Consider the following 14967-nt stretch of genomic DNA (forward strand, 5'->3'; position numbering starts at 1 on the left):
ATGCCAGAAAAACTCAACGGCGGCCGCACGTCCGCGGGTCGGGGGCGCAATCCGCTCCGGGACCCGCGGGACCGGCGCCTGAACCGTATTGCGGGACCGTCATCCCTGGTCCTGTTCGGGGTCACGGGGGACCTCGCGCGCAAGAAACTCATGCCGGCCGTGTACGACCTGGCCAACCGCGGGCTGTTGCCGCCGAGCTTTGCCCTGGTGGGCTTTGCCCGGCGGAACTGGGAGAACGAGGACTTCGCGGCCGAGGTCAAGGAAGCCGTCAAGGCCTACGCCCGTACCCCGTTTGATGAAACGGTGTGGAAGCAGCTCTCCGAGGGCATCCGCTTCGTGCAGGGTGAGTTCGACGACGACGACGCCTTCAAGCGGCTCAGTGAAACCATCGACGAACTCGACGAGCAGCGGGGAACGCGCGGCAACCATGCGTTCTACCTCTCCATCCCGCCAAACGCGTTCGAGCTGGTCTGCAGGCAGCTGTCCAAGCACGGCCTGGCCCAGGCTGAGGGCGACAAGTGGCGGCGTGTGGTGATTGAAAAGCCGTTCGGCCACAATCTTGAGTCGGCGCGCCAGCTCAACGACATCGTCGAGTCGGTTTTCCCGCAGGACGCGGTCTTCCGGATCGACCATTACCTGGGCAAGGAGACGGTGCAGAACATCCTGGCGCTGCGCTTCGCGAACCAGCTGTTCGAGCCTCTGTGGAACGCCAACTACGTGGACCACGTCCAGATCACCATGGCCGAGGACATCGGCACCGGCGGCCGGGCAGGGTATTACGACGGCGTCGGCGCGGCCCGCGACGTCATCCAGAACCACCTGCTGCAGCTCCTGGCGCTGACCGCAATGGAAGAACCGATTTCCTTCAACGCCGATGACCTGCGCGCCGAAAAGGAAAAGGTCCTCGCTGCCGTCCGGCTCCCCGACGACCTCTCCACACACTCGGCCCGCGGGCAGTTCACCGGCGGCTGGCAGGGCGGCGAGCAAGTGGTGGGCTACCTCGAAGAGGACGGCATCCCTGCAAATTCCAAGACAGAGACTTTCGCCGCGATCCGCGTGGACATCAACACCCGCCGCTGGAGCGGCGTTCCGTTCTACCTGCGCGCCGGCAAGCGGCTGGGCCGCCGGGTGACCGAGATCGCCGTCGTGCTCAAACGCGCCCCCAACCTGCTCTTCACGGACCACGGCGAGGACGACTTCGGCCAGAACGCCGTGGTGATCCGGGTCCAGCCCGACGAGGGTGCCACCATCCGCTTCGGGTCCAAGGTTCCCGGCACGCAGATGGAAGTCCGCGACGTGACCATGGACTTCGGCTACGGACACTCGTTCACGGAGTCCAGCCCCGAGGCCTACGAACGGCTCATCCTCGATGTGCTCCTTGGCGAGCCGCCACTGTTCCCGCGGCACGCGGAAGTGGAGCTGTCCTGGAAGATCCTCGATCCGTTCGAGGACTACTGGGCGTCCCTGGACGAGCAGCCCGAACCCTACGCGCCCGGAAGCTGGGGACCTGCCTCCGCCGACGAGTTGCTTGCCCGTGACGGACGAACCTGGAGAAGGCCATGATCGTAGATCTTCCCGACACCACCACCTCCAAGATTTCCAAGAAGATTATGGCCCTGCGCGAGCAGGGCGGCGTGATCGCCCTGGGCCGGGTGCTGACCCTCGTGGTCGTCACCAAGTCCGGTCTGGAAGAGGAAGCCATCGAGGCCGCCAACGAGGCCAGCCGTGAGCATCCCTGCCGGATCATCGTCCTCGCAGACGCCGGGGCCGCTGCCCCGACCCGGCTCGACGCGCAGATCCGCGTAGGCGGCGACGCCGGAGCCTCCGAGGTCATCCTGCTACGCGGCTACGGCGAACTCGCGGAGGAAAGTGAATCGCTCGTCGCGGCCCTGTTGCTGCCGGATGCGCCGATCGTGGCGTGGTGGCCACACGGCGCGCCGAAGAACGCCTGCGAGACGTCGATTGGACGGATCGCGCACCGCCGCATCACGGACTCGGCCAACGAGACCGATCCGCAACGGGCGCTGGAGACCATCCGCCGCACGTACAAGGCCGGAGACACGGACCTTGCCTGGACCCGCCTGACCAACTGGCGGATCCAGCTGGCCGCGGCCCTGGACCAGGTGGACGGCTCGCCGGTCACGGCCGTCGCCGTCGAAGGCGCCTCGGATTCCCCCAGCACCATCCTGCTGGCCGCGTGGCTCACCCTCGCCCTGGACGCACCTGTCACGATCGTCGCGGACCCCGCCGGCACCGGAATCCGGCGCGTGCGGCTCACCCGCACCGGCGGCGACATCCAACTGTTCCGGCCAGGCCTCACCGTGGCCGAACTGACGCAGCCCGGCCAGCCCGCCCAGCGCATCTCCCTGCCGCGCCGCAGCCTGAAGGACTGCCTCGCCGAGGAACTGCGCCGCCTCGATCCGGACGAAGTGTTCGGCGAAGTGATTACTATTGGACTGCCACGTACCAACCTAAGGAGTGTCCGTCCCAGTGAGCGCTGACCCCAGAGTAAGCATCCATCCCGACTCGACCGTCCTCATGGCTGCCATCGCGGCCCGCCTGATCACCAAGCTGGTGGACATCCAGGACAAACACGGCGAGGCGACAGTGGTGCTTACCGGCGGGTCGATGGGGATCGGCTCGCTCAGGGCCGTGGCCGAGTCGCCGGCGGCGCCCGCGGTCGACTGGTCCAAGGTCAACTTCTGGTGGGGTGACGAGCGCTTCGTTTCAGCCACCGACCCGGAACGCAACGCCCGGCAGGCCCACGAGGCGCTGCTCGATCTCATCGCCGCCGACCCTGCGCGGATCCATGTGCCCGGCTCCGCCGAGGATTTCGACACGCCGGAGGAGGCAGCCGCGGACTACGCCCGCCGGCTCAGCGACGCGGCTGCCGCGGAGCACGCCGCGGACATGTCTGATGACCGGCCGGAGCACCCGGCCGCCCTCCCCCGCTTCGACATCGTCCTGCTCGGCGTGGGCCCGGACGCGCACGTCGCGTCCCTCTTCCCGGAGCAGGCCGGCATCCGGGAGAAGGAGTTGTCCGTGGTGGGGGTCCGCAACTCACCCAAACCGCCGCCGCTGCGGGTTTCCCTGACGCTGCCTGCCATCAACACGGCGGAGGAAATCTGGATGGTGGTGGCCGGCGAGGACAAGGCGGGCGCCGTCGGGCTGGCCCTCGCGGGGGCAAACCCGGTGCAGGTGCCGGCAGCAGGTCCGCGGGGACGGAACGAGACGCTCTGGCTGATCGACGAAAACGCCGCTTCCCGGGTGCCGGAACAGCTGGTCCGGAAGGGCTAGCTGCCCGCGCTATCCCTCTGTGCTATCCCTCTGTGCTATCCCTCCGGGAAGCCCCGCCGGGACCGCAGTCTCTCGAGCGCTCCGGCCAGCACGTCTTCGGCGTCCTGGCTGGAGCGCCGTTCTTTAACGTATTCCAGATGGCTCTTGAAGCCTTCCACTGGAATTTCCTCGAGCGCGAACTGCGCCTCGTCCCGGGTGGCCGTCCCGCCGCAGCGGCGGCAGTCCCACACACCGGGAATCTGCTCATCTGGCAGCTGGGCGAAGACCAGCGGGGTCTCGTGGCCCTTGGCGCATTGGTAGGTGATGCGGATACGGGGCGTGCGTACAGCGGCGCCGTCGATCGGTTCGTGGCGGGGCGCGGCCCCTTCGGTGGCTCCTACACGGATGCCCCGGAATCCGGAGGCGGAATGCAGCATCGGGAACTCCTGGCTACTAGGCGGACGGAATGCGCGTGCAATCAGCCACAGTGTAGTTCGGAGTTCCCGATGCGGGCAGGGCCACAGGACCCCTATGAAGTTTTCCGGAATTGGTGCTAGGAGTCGCCGCCGCCGCTGAACCGCATGATCAGGCCGAGCCCGATGATCACGAGGCCCCAGGTGACGCCGAGGATGATCGTAAAGCGGTTCAGGTTCCGCTCGGCCACGCCGGAGGAGCTGAGGCCGGAGCTCATGCCGCCGCCGAACATGTCGGACAGACCGCCGCCACGGCCCTTGTGGAGCAGGATGAGCAAGGTCAGCAGGAGGCTGGTGATACCCAGGAGGACCTGCAGAATGACATGAAGAACGTCCACGACGGCCTTTCAGAAGATTTGGATTACGGGGGCCACAACAGTGTCCGGACTAATCCGTCAGCAGGTGACTCTCGAACCTGACAATATTAGCAAACTCGGCGGCATCCAGGCTGGCACCGCCGACAAGCAATCCGTCCACGTCGCGTTCCTTGAGGATCGACGCGGCGTTGTTGGCCTTGACAGAACCGCCGTAGAGGAGGCGGGTCTTTCCGGCGACGTCTGCGCCGAAGAGGGTGGAGAGCTCGGCACGGATGGCGGCGCACATTTCCTGGGCGTCGTCCGGCCCGGCGACTTCGCCGGTCCCGATGGCCCACACCGGCTCGTAGGCGACGACCAGTTCGGCGGCCTGCTCGGGGCTGAGGCCTTCGACGCCTGCGCGCAGCTGCGCGAGGGTGTGGCCGACGTGCGTCCCGGCCTGCCGGATCTCCAGGCCTTCGCCGACGCAGAGCACGGGGGTGATTCCGTGCCGGAAGGCTGCCTTGGTCTTGGCGTTGAGCACTTCGTCGGACTCGTGGTGGATGGTGCGGCGTTCGCTGTGCCCGACCAGCACGTAGCTGCAGCCGAGCTTGGCGAGGAACTGCCCGGAGATGTCGCCGGTGTAGGCGCCGGAGTCGAACTGGGAGAGATCCTGGCCTCCGTAGACGACCTTGAGTTCATCGCCCTGGACCAGGGTCTGGACGCCGCGGAGATCGGTGAACGGCGGGAAGACGGCGACTTCCGCCCGGCTGTAGTCGTGCTTGGCGTCGGACAGGGTCCAGGCCAGTTTCTGCAGGAGGGTGATGCCCTGGACGTGGTCCATGTTCATCTTCCAGTTGCCCGCGATGAAGGGCGTGCGGTCGAATTTGCCGTTCGTTGACGTAGTCACGTGGTCTCCAAAAAGTTCGTAGCAGTGGAACAGCCGGCAGGGCGCCCGTCGTGGGACCGGGTGCCCTGCCGGCTGGAGGTTTCTAGCGGTCCAGGACGCTCAGGCCGGGGAGTTCCTTGCCTTCAAGGTACTCAAGGCTGGCGCCGCCGCCGGTGGAAATGTGCCCGAACTGGTCATCGGCGAAGCCGAGGGTCCGGACCGCAGCGGCGGAGTCGCCGCCGCCGACAACGGTGAAGGCCCCGGTTTCGGTCAATGCCTGGGCGATGGCACGGGTACCGTCGGCGAATGCTGCGAACTCGAACACACCCATGGGACCGTTCCAGAACACCGTCTTGGCGCCCTTGATCCGCTCCGCGAAGGCGGCGGCGGACTCCGGGCCGATGTCCAGCCCGATGCCCTGGGCTCCGAAGCTGCTGCCTTCAATCGCGTCGGCGCGCACCGTTTCGTGGTCCGCGTCGGCGGCGAACTTGCTGGCCACCACGACGTCGGTGGGCACCACGAACTCGGTCCCGGCGTCCGCGGCGCGCTTGAGGTAGTCCTGCACGACTGGGATCTGGTCCTCTTCCAGGAGGCTGCCCGCCACCTTGTGGCCCGCGGCGGCGAGGAAGGTGAACAGCATGCCTCCGCCGACCAGGACGGTGTCCGCCTTGCCGATGAGGTTGTCGATCACGGCAAGCTTGTCGGAGACCTTGGAACCACCCAGCACCACGACATAGGGCCGCTGCGTGTCGGTGGTGAGCTTGCGCAGCACCTCGACTTCGGTGCGGACCAGGTCGCCCTGGTAGGACGGCAGCCGGGTCGCGACGTCGTACACGCTGGCATGCTTGCGGTGCACGGCGCCGAAGGCGTCATCCACGAAAGCACCGCTGTCACCGGTCAGGGACACGAGCTCGTCCGCGAACGCGCCCCGCTCGGCGTCGTCCTTGGACGTCTCCCGGGCATCGAAGCGAACGTTCTCCAGGACGAGCACTTCACCGTCCTGCAGGGCGGCGGCGGACGCCGTGGCGGCGTCGCCGACGGTGTCCCCGGCGAGGGCGACCTTGAAGGGGGCAAGTTCTGCCAGCCGTGCCACGGCGGGCTTGAGGGAATACTTGTCCTCGGGGGCCCCCTTGGGGCGGCCCAGGTGTGCTGTGACCAGCACGCGGGCACCGGCGTCCGTGAGCTTCGCCAGCACTGGCAGGGAGGCCTTGATGCGGCCGTCGTCAGTCACTGTAGAGCCGTCGAGCGGCACGTTCAGGTCACTTCTGACCAGAACGTACCGCCCGCGGACACCATCAGCGATCAGTTCGTTGAGGGTGTGGAATGTCATGAGTCTTACCCTAGCCCAGCTTGGCTGCGACGAGCTCCGTGAGGTCCACGAGGCGGTTGGAGTAGCCCCATTCGTTGTCATACCAGGAAACAACCTTGACCTGGTTGCCGATCACCTTGGTCAGGCCCGAGTCGAAGATGGACGACGCCGGGTCCCCGACGATGTCGGAGGAGACGATCGGCTCGTCGGTGTAGGTCAGCAGGCCCTTGAGCTCGGCGGTCTCGGAGGCGGCCTTGAGGGCTGCGTTGACTTCCTCGACGGTGGTTTCGCGGGAGACAGTGACGGTGAGGTCCGTGGCGGAGCCGGTGGGGACTGGCACGCGGATGGCGTAGCCGTCGAGCTTGCCCTTGAGTTCCGGCAGGACCAGGCCGATGGCCTTGGCCGCACCCGTGGAGGTGGGGACCATGTTGATGGCGGCGGCGCGGGCGCGGCGGAGGTCCTTGTGCGGGCCGTCCTGCAGGTTCTGGTCGGCGGTGTAGGCGTGGATGGTGGTCATCAGGCCGCGCTCGATGCCGAAGACGTCGTTAACCACCTTCGCCAGCGGGCCGAGGCAGTTGGTGGTGCAGGAGGCGTTGGAAATGATGTGGTGCGCGGCGGGGTCGTAGAGGCTGTCGTTGACGCCCATCACGATGGTGATGTCCTCGTCGGAGGCGGGGGCGGAGATCAGGACCTTCTTGGCGCCGGCGTCGATGTGCTTCTGCGCGTCGGCGGCCTTGGTGAAGAAACCGGTGGATTCGATCACGATGTCAACGCCGAGCTCGCCCCAGGGCAGCTTGGCCGGATCGCGCTCGGCGAGGACCTTGACAATGTTGCCGTCGACGACGATGTTGCCATCCTTGACCTCGATCGTTTCCTGCAGGCGTCCGCCCACGGAGTCGTACTTGAAGAGGTGTGCAAGGGCTTCCGGGCTGGTGAGGTCGTTTACGGCGACGATCTCGAGGTCTGCCCCCTGGGCAAGTGCGGCGCGGAAGTAGTTGCGGCCGATGCGGCCGAAGCCGTTGATACCAATACGGGTGGTCACGTTTTCAGTCTCCTTGGTGCTTCTTCAAGCACGATTAGTTGAGAAGGCGCTCAAGCCAACTAACAGATCCCGCACGCCATTGGGCAGAGATGATTAACAGATCGGAGGGCGACCAGCCACATTGCTGAAGGCTAACCGCCTTCCGTGACCTATCTTACGTTTAACTTGGTCTGCCCCCGCAAGTGCGGGGGCAGACCGTCCACTATTCGAGCCTGACGGCGGGAAATGTGAGCTTTGTTACGTTCCGGTTAACGGCTGCGCAAACGAATCGCCGCCGTCCAACGCCGCTCTAGAGCGTGATGAGGCCGGTGGCGTTCTTACGGGCTGCGTCAAAGCGCTTGGCGACGTCGGCCCAGTTCACGATGTTCCAGAAGGCCTTGACGTAGTCGGCCTTGACGTTGACGTAGTCCAGGTAGAAGGCGTGCTCCCACATGTCCAGCATCAGCAGCGGGGTGGTGCCGAGTGCGACGTTGCCCTGCTGATCGTAAAGCTGCTCGATCACGAGGTTGCCGCCGATCGGCTCGTAGGCGAGGAAACCCCAGCCGGAGCCCTGCAGGCCCAGTGCCGCCGCGCTGAACTGCGCGCGGAAGGCGTCGAAGGAGCCGAAGGCGTCGTCGATCGCGGCCGCGAGCTCGCCCTCGGGCTTGTCGCCGCCGTCCGGGGAGAGGTTCTTCCAGAACACCGAGTGGTTGATGTGGCCGCCGGTGTGGAACGCGAGGTCCTTGGAGAGACGGTTGATGTTGGCGAAATCGCCCTTCTCGCGCGCCTCGGCCAGCTGCTTGAGGGCGTTGTTGGCTCCGGTGACGTAGGCGGCGTGGTGCTTGCTGTGGTGCAGCTCCATGATTTTCGCGGAGATGTGGGGCTCCAGCGCGGCGTAGTCGTAGTCAAGTTCGGGCAGTACGTACTCGGTCACAAAATCCTCCAATGTCGTGGACTGGTTGTCCGTTTTGGTAACTCTCGGATTGTGCATCCGGATGTTATGGCACCCGGAAGTCTCTGGATCGGAATCCAGTGGGCATAGCCTCCGGTCCCCCTGAGGTATTCCCGCCGGCCCGATCCGATTCTGCTGGTGTTTCCCGGCAGAGGCTACTCGTCCAGCATTTCCGGTGTCACATTCGCCTCCGTACCGGGAATGCCGAGGTCCTGGGCGCGTTTGTCCGCCATTGCCAGCAGGCGGCGGATCCGCCCCGCGATGGCGTCCTTGGTCATGACCGGGTCGGCGAGGCGGCCGAGTTCGTCCAGGCTTGCCTGCTTGTGCGCGACACGCAGTTCCCCCGCGTACTTCAGGTGGTCTGGGACGTCGTCGCCGAGGATCTCCAGGGCGCGGTCCACGCGGGCGCCGGCAGCGACGGCGGCCTGCGCCGAACGCCGCAGGTTGGCGTCGTCGAAGTTGGCCAGCCGGTTCGCGGTGGCGCGGACCTCCTTGCGCATCCGCCGCTCCTCCCACACCATCAGCGCGTCGTGGGCACCCATCCGGGTCAGCAGGGCTGCGATCGTGTCGCCGTCGCGGATGACCACACGGTCCACTCCCCTGACCTCGCGGGCCTTGGCCTGGATCCCGAGGCGGCGGGCAGCGCCGACAAGGGCAAGCGCGGACTCAGGGCCGGGGCACGTGACCTCCATGGCGGAGGACCGGCCGGGCTCGGTAAGGGAACCGTGGGCCAGGAAGGCGCCGCGCCAGACGGCCTCGGCGTCCGCGGCGGATCCGTTCACCACCACGGAGGGCAGGCCGCGGACGGGCCGGCCCCGGGCGTCCAGCAGGCCGGTCTGGCGGGCGAGGGCTTCGCCGTCGCGCACCACCCGGACCACGTAGCGGCTGCCGCGGCGCAGCCCGCCGCCGGACACGACGATAATTTCACTCTGGTGCCCGTAGACCTCCGCGATGGCGGCGCGCAGCCGCCGGGCCGTTGAGGCGAGGTCGACTTCGGCCTCGATCACGATCCTGCCGGAGATGATGTGCAGTCCCCCGGCGAAGCGAAGCATGGCGGACACTTCAGCCTTGCGGACCGAGGACTTCTTGATGTCCAGCCGGGAAAGTTCTTCCTTGACTGATGCTGTCAGTGCCATGGCACCTTTCCTACCTGTTCCCGAAAATGTCGTGGTACGCCGTTGCCAGACGCAGCGGGTCGTGGATCGGCCGGCGGCTCGACGCCCCCACTTTACCCAACACCACCTCGGCACCGAGCATCCCGGCTGCCTGCTCGAAGTCGGCGAGGTCCGTCACGGACGCCGGATCGGCCAGGACGACGTCGATAGTGAAGTCCGGCGCGTACTCCCGGAGCACCCGCAGGTGGTCCGCGGCGGACATTCCGAGGGTTTCCTTGGTGTCCGTGGCGAGGTTCATGGTGAGGCAGCGCCGGGCGGCCGTGTTGCACAGTGCCTCGCGCATTTCCGGCAGCAGCAGGTGCGGGAGCACGGAGGTGTACCAGGATCCCGGGCCGAGGATGACCCAGTCGGCCAGCTCGATAGCGGTGAGCGCCTCGATGCAGGCCGGCGCGTCCTCCGGCAGCAGCCGGACGCGTTCCAGCGAGCCGGCGACGGCGCATTTCGCCTGCCCGGTGAGTGTCTGGAGCACCGAGGTGCCGTCCGGGGCGGTGACCCGGACCTGGCCCTCGATGGTCAGCGGGACGCTGGACATCGGCAGCACCTCGCCGCGGGCTCCGAGCAGCGCCCCGGCCCACTTGAGGCCGGCGACGGTGTCGCCCAGGAGCTCCCAGAGCGTCACGATCAGCAGGTTGCCCATGGCGTGTTCGTCGAGGGAACCGCCGCGGCCCTTGCCGGGCGCGAAGCGGTGCTGCATAACATCGCGCCAGGTGCGGCCCCAGTCCGTGTCGTCACAGAGCGCGGAGAGAGCCATCCGCAGGTCGCCCGGCGGCAGGACACCGTACTCCTCCCGCAGCCTTCCCGAGGAGCCGCCGTCGTCCGCGACGGTGACGATGGCGGTCAGCTCGGACGTGAGGAGGCGCAGCGCGGACAGCGAGGCGGAGAGGCCGTGGCCGCCGCCGAGTGCAACGACGGAGGGACCCTTGTCCTGCTGGCTGGCGAAGGCCGCGCTGGCCGGAGGGACGAGCGGCAGCGGCCCGGTAAGCAGCGCCATTACTCGCGGCCCAGGTCCCGGTGGGTGGTGGTCACGGTGACGCGCGGGTACTGCGCGAGCCGGCGGGACAGTTCGACGGCGACTGCCACCGAGCGGTGCTTGCCGCCCGTGCAGCCGACGGCGATGGTGGCGTAGTGCTTGTTCTCCCGCCGGTAGCCGTCCAGGACCGGTTCGAGGGCCAGAACGTAGCGCTCCACGAAGTTGCTGACGCCCTGCGCCTCCAGCACGTAGTCGCTGACGTCCTTGTCCAGACCGGTGTGCGGGCGGAGCGCAGGGACCCAGTGCGGGTTGGGGATGAACCTGGCGTCGGCGACGAAGTTCGCGTCGACCGGGAGCCCGTACTTGAAGCCGAAGCTCATCACGTTGAGGCGGAGGGCCACGGGCCCGGTCTCGCTGAACAGTTCGGTGATCGCGGTGGCGAGGCCGTGGACGTTCAGCGCCGAGGTGTCCAGGACGATGTCGGCGGAGGTGCGGAGTTCGTGCAGCAGTTCGCGTTCGGCGGCGATGCCGTCAAGGATCCTGCCGCCGGCCTGCAGCGGGTGCGGGCGCCGGCCCTGCTCGAAACGACGGACCAGGACGCCGTCGTCCGCGTCGAGGAACAGGACCCGGAAGCCGACGCCGCTCGCTTCAAGATTGCGGAGTGCGGCGCGGATGTCGGCGAACAGCTCCTTGCTGCGGACGTCCATGACGACGGCGAGCTTGGAAATCGACCCGGGGGCGTGCGACACGATTTCCGCGAGGGTGCCGAGCATCTGCGGGGGGAGGTTCTCCACGACGTACCAGCCGTGGTCCTCCAGGGCGTCCGCCGCGGTGCTCCGGCCGGCTCCCGACATGCCCGTCACTACGAGCAGTTCCGCCTCGACGGGTTTGACCGGCGTCATGCCGTCCGATTCCGTCCCGGATCCTGCCGTCGACTCTGCCATCAGTGAAGCCCCGTTCTGCTGTGCTGTTGTGCGCTATGACCGCCGGGCGGCGGCCGCGCCGCGAAAAGTCGCCGCGCGTGCCGTTTCCCAAGTCCTTACCCTAGCTAAGTTTGCCGGTGCTAGCTAAGTCTCAAGGATTTCGCCGGTGGTCATGTTGATCGCTGGGACGGTGGTGGCGCCGTCGTCGTCGGTGAAGTGCCGGACGATCGCCGCGGCCAGCGACGGACCGATCCCCTTGGCGCCGGTGAGTTCCTCGACACTGGCCGTCTTGATGCTCTTGACCGAGCCGAACTGGGCGAGCAGGGCCTTGCGCTTGGATTCGCCAAGGCCGGGCACACCGTCCAGCGCGGAGACGGTCATCGCCTTGCCGCGCTTTTGCCGGTGGAAGGAAATCGCGAAGCGGTGGGCCTCGTCGCGGATGCGTTGGAGCAGGTACAGCCCGGCCGAGGCCCGCGGCAGGATCACCGGGAAGTCGCTGTCCGGGAGCCAGACTTCCTCGAGGCGCTTGGCGAGCCCGACGACGTAGACGTCGTCGATGCCCAGTTCGGCGAGGGCGCGGGCCGCCGCGTTGACCTGCGGCTTGCCGCCGTCGACCACCACGAGGTTGGGCGGGTACGCGAACTTGGTCCGCGGCGCCGGGGTGGTGGTGTCCGCGACCGTGGACAGCGGGCCGGCCACCGCCGCGTCGGCTGTGGCGTTAAGCATGGCCTGATGGCCCGGCTGGCGGGCGGCGTCGGCCTGGACGGACTGCTCCTGCAGGTAGTTCCGGAACCGCCGCGTCAGCACGTCGTGCATGGCGGCGGTGTCGTCGTTGGCGGCTTCCCCCGTGACAGAGAACTTCCGGTAGTCGGACTTCTTGGGCAGGCCGTCCTCGACCACCACCATGGAGCCGACCACGTTGGTGCCCTGGACATGCGAGATGTCGAAGCATTCGATCCGCAGCAGCGCGACCGGCAGCTCGAGGGCCTCCTGCAGTTCCTGGAGCGCCTGGGACCTCATGGTCAGATCGCCGGCACGCCGGGACTTGTGGAGTTTGAGGGCATGCTCCGCGTTCTCCCGGACCGTGGACAGCAGGGCCGCCTTGTCGCCGCGCTGCGGCACCCGGATGTCCACCCTGGCGCCGCGCAGCCCGCCGAGCCAGAGCGCGAGCTCGGCGGCGTTGCTGGGTTCCACCGGGACGAGGACCTCGCGGGGCAGCCTGCCTTCAAGACCGGCTTCCTCGCCATAGACCTGCTGGAGCAGGTGCTCGACGAGGTCCGGAGTGGTGGTGTCCTCGACCTTTTCGACGACCCAGCCGCGCTGGCCGCGGATCCGGCCGCCTCGGACGTGGAAGACCTGCACGGCGGCTTCGAGTTCATCCTCATGAAGGGCGAAGACGTCCGCGTCGGTGCCCTCGGCAAGGACCACGGCGTTGCGTTCGAAGACCTTCTTGAGCGCGACGATGTCGTCACGGATCCGGGCCGCCCGCTCGTAGTCCAGTTCAGCCACCGCGGCGGCCATGTCCTTTTCGAGCCTCGTGACGAACGGTTTGGCCTCACCGCCCATGAAGGTGCAGAAGTCCTCGGCCAGGGCACGGTGGTCCGCGGCCGAGATGCGGCCGACGCACGGTGCCGCGCACTTGTCGATGTAGCCGAGCAGGCAGGGCCTGCCGCTGGCTTCGGCCCGTTTCAGGACTCCGGGGCTGCAGCTGCGGACCGGGAAGACGCGCAGCAGGGTGTCCATCGTGTCCCGGATGGCTCCGGCGGTGTAAGGGCCGAAGTAGCGGGTGCCCTTGCGCCGCTCGCCGCGCAGGACCTGGACCCGGGGATACTTGTCCCCCATCGAGACGGCGAGGTACGGGTAGCTCTTGTCGTCCCGGAACATCACGTTGAAACGGGGCTTGAATTCCTTGATCCAGGTGTATTCGAGCTGCAGCGACTCGAGCTCGCTGCTGACGACCGTCCACTCGACGCTGCTGGCCGTGTGCACCATGGCATACGTTTTGGGGAGCAGCCCCGCCGGATTGGCGAAGTAGGAGTTCAGCCGCGAGCGGAGGTTCTTGGCCTTCCCGACGTAGATGACCCGGCCGTGCGTGTCGCGAAAGCGGTACACGCCCGGATTGGTCGGAATTTCACCCGTCTGGGGTCGGTAACTCGCTGGATCTGCCACAGTTCAAGTCTACTGAGGAGGCAGCCGTGCCCTTGACGATTAAGCCGCGGGCAGGGTTTGGGCTAGTCGGTGGCTTTGCTCTGGTTGTAGCTCGTGGAGCGTTCCTGGCCGCTGAGTTCGGCGATCGCGTCCATGATGCGGTCGGTGGCCTGGCGGCGGGCGGGCAGGGAATGGTCCGGCCCGGTCTTATCGAAGTACAGCGGTTCGCCGACCTTCATGGTGAAGTGCTGCGGCTTGACCGACTTGCTGTCCGCGGGTTGCAGGTTCTCGGTGCCGATCAGGCCGACCGGGATCACGGGGGCGCCCGTGGTCAGGGCCAGCCAGCCAACGCCGGTGCGGCCGCGGTAGAGGATCCCGTCCCGGGAGCGTGTGCCTTCCGGGTAGATCCCGACGCCTTTGCCGGAGTCGAGGATTTCCAGCAGGGTCTTGAGCGCCTGGACGCTGGCAGCCTGTTCGCCGCGTTCCACCGGGATGGATCCGACGGCTTCGAAGAAGGACTTCATCACTTTGCCCTTGACACCGCCGGTGGTGAAATATTCCGCTTTGGCGAAGAAGGCCACGGGGCGGGGCATAAGCGCCTGGACGATCACGCTGTCCAGGAAGGACAGGTGGTTGGGAGCCACGATGAACGGGCCCTCCTTGGGCACGTTTTCCAGTCCGATTACCGTAGGCCGGCAGGTGGAGCTGACAAGGCCCCGCGTGGTCCAGCGGATTGCGTCAAACATTGCCATCGGTGTGCACCTCGTCTTGGGCTGGGATCGTCAGGTCGGGGGTCACTGAGCGGCTCACTGTACTGCTGTGTGCGGCGTCGCGCCGGGCAATCGTCTCGTACAGGGCCGAGCTGCTGTGCACGATCTCCACGGCTCCCGCCTCGTCCAGTTCGCCGTCCGGAGCGAAGCCCCAGCCTACGCCGATGCAGTCGAGCCCGTTGGCAGCGGCGCCGGCCACGTCCTGCGCGCGGTCCCCCACCATCACGGCATGTTGTGTGTCCAGGCCGTGCCGCGTCGCGAGGTCCGCGAGGGCGGCGGCTACGATCCCGGCTTTACCGGACGGCTCGCCTGCTGCTGCCGCCTCGTCGGCGGCCGAGCCGCGGATGGTGTGGAACAGGCCGGCGATGCCGTGGTGCTCCAGGACTGTCTTGGCAATGCCTTCGGGTTTCTGGGTGGCCACGGCGATGGGCCGTCCGGCCTGCGCAAAGGATTCCAGCAGGGCCCGGATTCCCGGGTAGAGCCGGCTTTGCGCGATGCCGGTGGTGCGGTAATGCGCGCGGTAGATCCGGATGGCGTCGTCGAGCCGGTCGGCGGGGACCCCGGCGATGTCCGTGAGGGAATGGCTGAGTTTCGGGCCGATCATGGCGTCCATCCGGGCTTTGCCGGGAATGCCGAGTCCGAGCTCCGTGAGGGCCGCTGCGATTCCGTCCGTTATGCCCCCGGCCGGATCGACAAGAGTGCCGTCCAGGTCGAAGATCACGGGCACTGTTGTTTGGGTCACCGGCCTAGTTTCTCACGAGTGGACTG

At 67.2% G+C, this 14967-nt stretch carries 15 protein-coding genes; 3 read left to right on the plus strand and 12 right to left on the minus strand.

Features of this window, described 5'->3' with window-relative positions:
* Genes zwf through pgl form a run of 3 tightly spaced genes read left to right on the plus strand, consistent with a single transcriptional unit; the run spans position 1 to position 3297 of the window.
* Positions 1–1563 carry a glucose-6-phosphate dehydrogenase gene (gene zwf, locus AC1DF4_RS08405; RefSeq protein ID WP_476912437.1) on the plus strand — a complete coding sequence of 521 codons (1563 nt, stop codon included), beginning with the start codon at positions 1–3 and terminating at the stop codon, positions 1561–1563.
* Positions 1560–2501 carry a glucose-6-phosphate dehydrogenase assembly protein OpcA gene (locus tag AC1DF4_RS08410; protein WP_476912438.1) on the plus strand — a complete coding sequence of 314 codons (942 nt, stop codon included), beginning with the start codon at positions 1560–1562 and terminating at the stop codon, positions 2499–2501. Before zwf ends, AC1DF4_RS08410 begins: the two co-directional genes overlap by 4 nt.
* Positions 2491–3297: a 6-phosphogluconolactonase gene (gene pgl / locus AC1DF4_RS08415; protein ID WP_476912439.1), complete on the plus strand. Its 807-nt coding sequence runs from the start codon at positions 2491–2493 to the stop codon at positions 3295–3297. The genes AC1DF4_RS08410 and pgl overlap by 11 nt, the downstream gene beginning before the upstream one ends.
* Positions 3298–3332: 35 nt before the next feature.
* On the opposite strand, the gene AC1DF4_RS08420 is transcribed toward pgl, so the two are convergent.
* The 12 genes from AC1DF4_RS08420 to AC1DF4_RS08475 form a co-directional block, all read right to left on the minus strand.
* Positions 3333–3713: an RNA polymerase-binding protein RbpA gene (locus AC1DF4_RS08420; protein WP_476912440.1), complete on the minus strand. Its 381-nt coding sequence runs from the start codon at positions 3711–3713 to the stop codon at positions 3333–3335.
* Between the two features lie 116 nt (positions 3714–3829).
* Positions 3830–4087: a preprotein translocase subunit SecG gene (secG, locus tag AC1DF4_RS08425; RefSeq protein WP_056433976.1), complete on the minus strand. Its 258-nt coding sequence runs from the start codon at positions 4085–4087 to the stop codon at positions 3830–3832.
* 49 nt (positions 4088–4136) lie between these two features.
* Entirely contained in the window at positions 4137–4952 is an 816-nt protein-coding gene (gene tpiA, locus AC1DF4_RS08430) for a triose-phosphate isomerase (protein WP_476912441.1), read from the minus strand.
* An 82-nt stretch (positions 4953–5034) separates the two neighbouring features.
* Positions 5035–6261 (minus strand): phosphoglycerate kinase, encoded by a 1227-nt coding sequence (locus AC1DF4_RS08435; RefSeq protein ID WP_476912442.1) that lies wholly within the window; start codon positions 6259–6261, stop codon positions 5035–5037.
* A gap of 10 nt (positions 6262–6271) precedes the next feature.
* On the minus strand, positions 6272–7282 hold the full coding sequence (gene gap, locus AC1DF4_RS08440) for a type I glyceraldehyde-3-phosphate dehydrogenase (protein WP_476912443.1): 1011 nt from the start codon (positions 7280–7282) through the stop codon (positions 6272–6274).
* A gap of 289 nt (positions 7283–7571) precedes the next feature.
* Positions 7572–8195 (minus strand): superoxide dismutase, encoded by a 624-nt coding sequence (locus AC1DF4_RS08445; protein ID WP_441404034.1) that lies wholly within the window; start codon positions 8193–8195, stop codon positions 7572–7574.
* A gap of 173 nt (positions 8196–8368) precedes the next feature.
* Entirely contained in the window at positions 8369–9349 is a 981-nt protein-coding gene (gene whiA / locus AC1DF4_RS08450) for a DNA-binding protein WhiA (protein WP_066438143.1), read from the minus strand.
* A gap of 10 nt (positions 9350–9359) precedes the next feature.
* Positions 9360–10379, minus strand: coding sequence for a gluconeogenesis factor YvcK family protein (locus tag AC1DF4_RS08455; protein WP_476912444.1), 1020 nt, complete (start codon positions 10377–10379; stop codon positions 9360–9362).
* Positions 10379–11302, minus strand: a complete 924-nt coding sequence (gene rapZ, locus AC1DF4_RS08460; protein ID WP_441404032.1) for an RNase adapter RapZ — start codon at positions 11300–11302, stop codon at positions 10379–10381. Before rapZ ends, AC1DF4_RS08455 begins: the two co-directional genes overlap by 1 nt.
* Before the next feature lie 123 nt (positions 11303–11425).
* Positions 11426–13450, minus strand: a complete 2025-nt coding sequence (gene uvrC, locus AC1DF4_RS08465; protein WP_476912445.1) for an excinuclease ABC subunit UvrC — start codon at positions 13448–13450, stop codon at positions 11426–11428.
* A gap of 62 nt (positions 13451–13512) precedes the next feature.
* Positions 13513–14181, minus strand: a complete 669-nt coding sequence (locus AC1DF4_RS08470) for a lysophospholipid acyltransferase family protein (protein WP_346925545.1) — start codon at positions 14179–14181, stop codon at positions 13513–13515.
* Positions 14168–14941, minus strand: a complete 774-nt coding sequence (locus AC1DF4_RS08475; RefSeq protein ID WP_476912446.1) for an HAD hydrolase-like protein — start codon at positions 14939–14941, stop codon at positions 14168–14170. Before AC1DF4_RS08475 ends, AC1DF4_RS08470 begins: the two co-directional genes overlap by 14 nt.
* Positions 14942–14967 lie beyond the last annotated feature (26 nt).

It is taken from the genome of Arthrobacter sp. 05N429 (assembly GCF_056397045.1).

Coding starts and splice junctions, on each gene's coding strand:
- zwf (WP_476912437.1), top strand. CDS start 1: ATGCCAGAAAAACTCAACGGCGGCCGCACGTCCGCGGGTCGGGGGCGC.
- AC1DF4_RS08410 (WP_476912438.1), top strand. CDS start 1,560: ATGATCGTAGATCTTCCCGACACCACCACCTCCAAGATTTCCAAGAAG.
- AC1DF4_RS08420 (WP_476912440.1), bottom strand. CDS start 3,713: ATGCTGCATTCCGCCTCCGGATTCCGGGGCATCCGTGTAGGAGCCACC.
- AC1DF4_RS08435 (WP_476912442.1), bottom strand. CDS start 6,261: ATGACATTCCACACCCTCAACGAACTGATCGCTGATGGTGTCCGCGGG.
- whiA (WP_066438143.1), bottom strand. CDS start 9,349: ATGGCACTGACAGCATCAGTCAAGGAAGAACTTTCCCGGCTGGACATC.
- AC1DF4_RS08455 (WP_476912444.1), bottom strand. CDS start 10,379: ATGGCGCTGCTTACCGGGCCGCTGCCGCTCGTCCCTCCGGCCAGCGCG.
- rapZ (WP_441404032.1), bottom strand. CDS start 11,302: ATGGCAGAGTCGACGGCAGGATCCGGGACGGAATCGGACGGCATGACG.
- AC1DF4_RS08470 (WP_346925545.1), bottom strand. CDS start 14,181: ATGGCAATGTTTGACGCAATCCGCTGGACCACGCGGGGCCTTGTCAGC.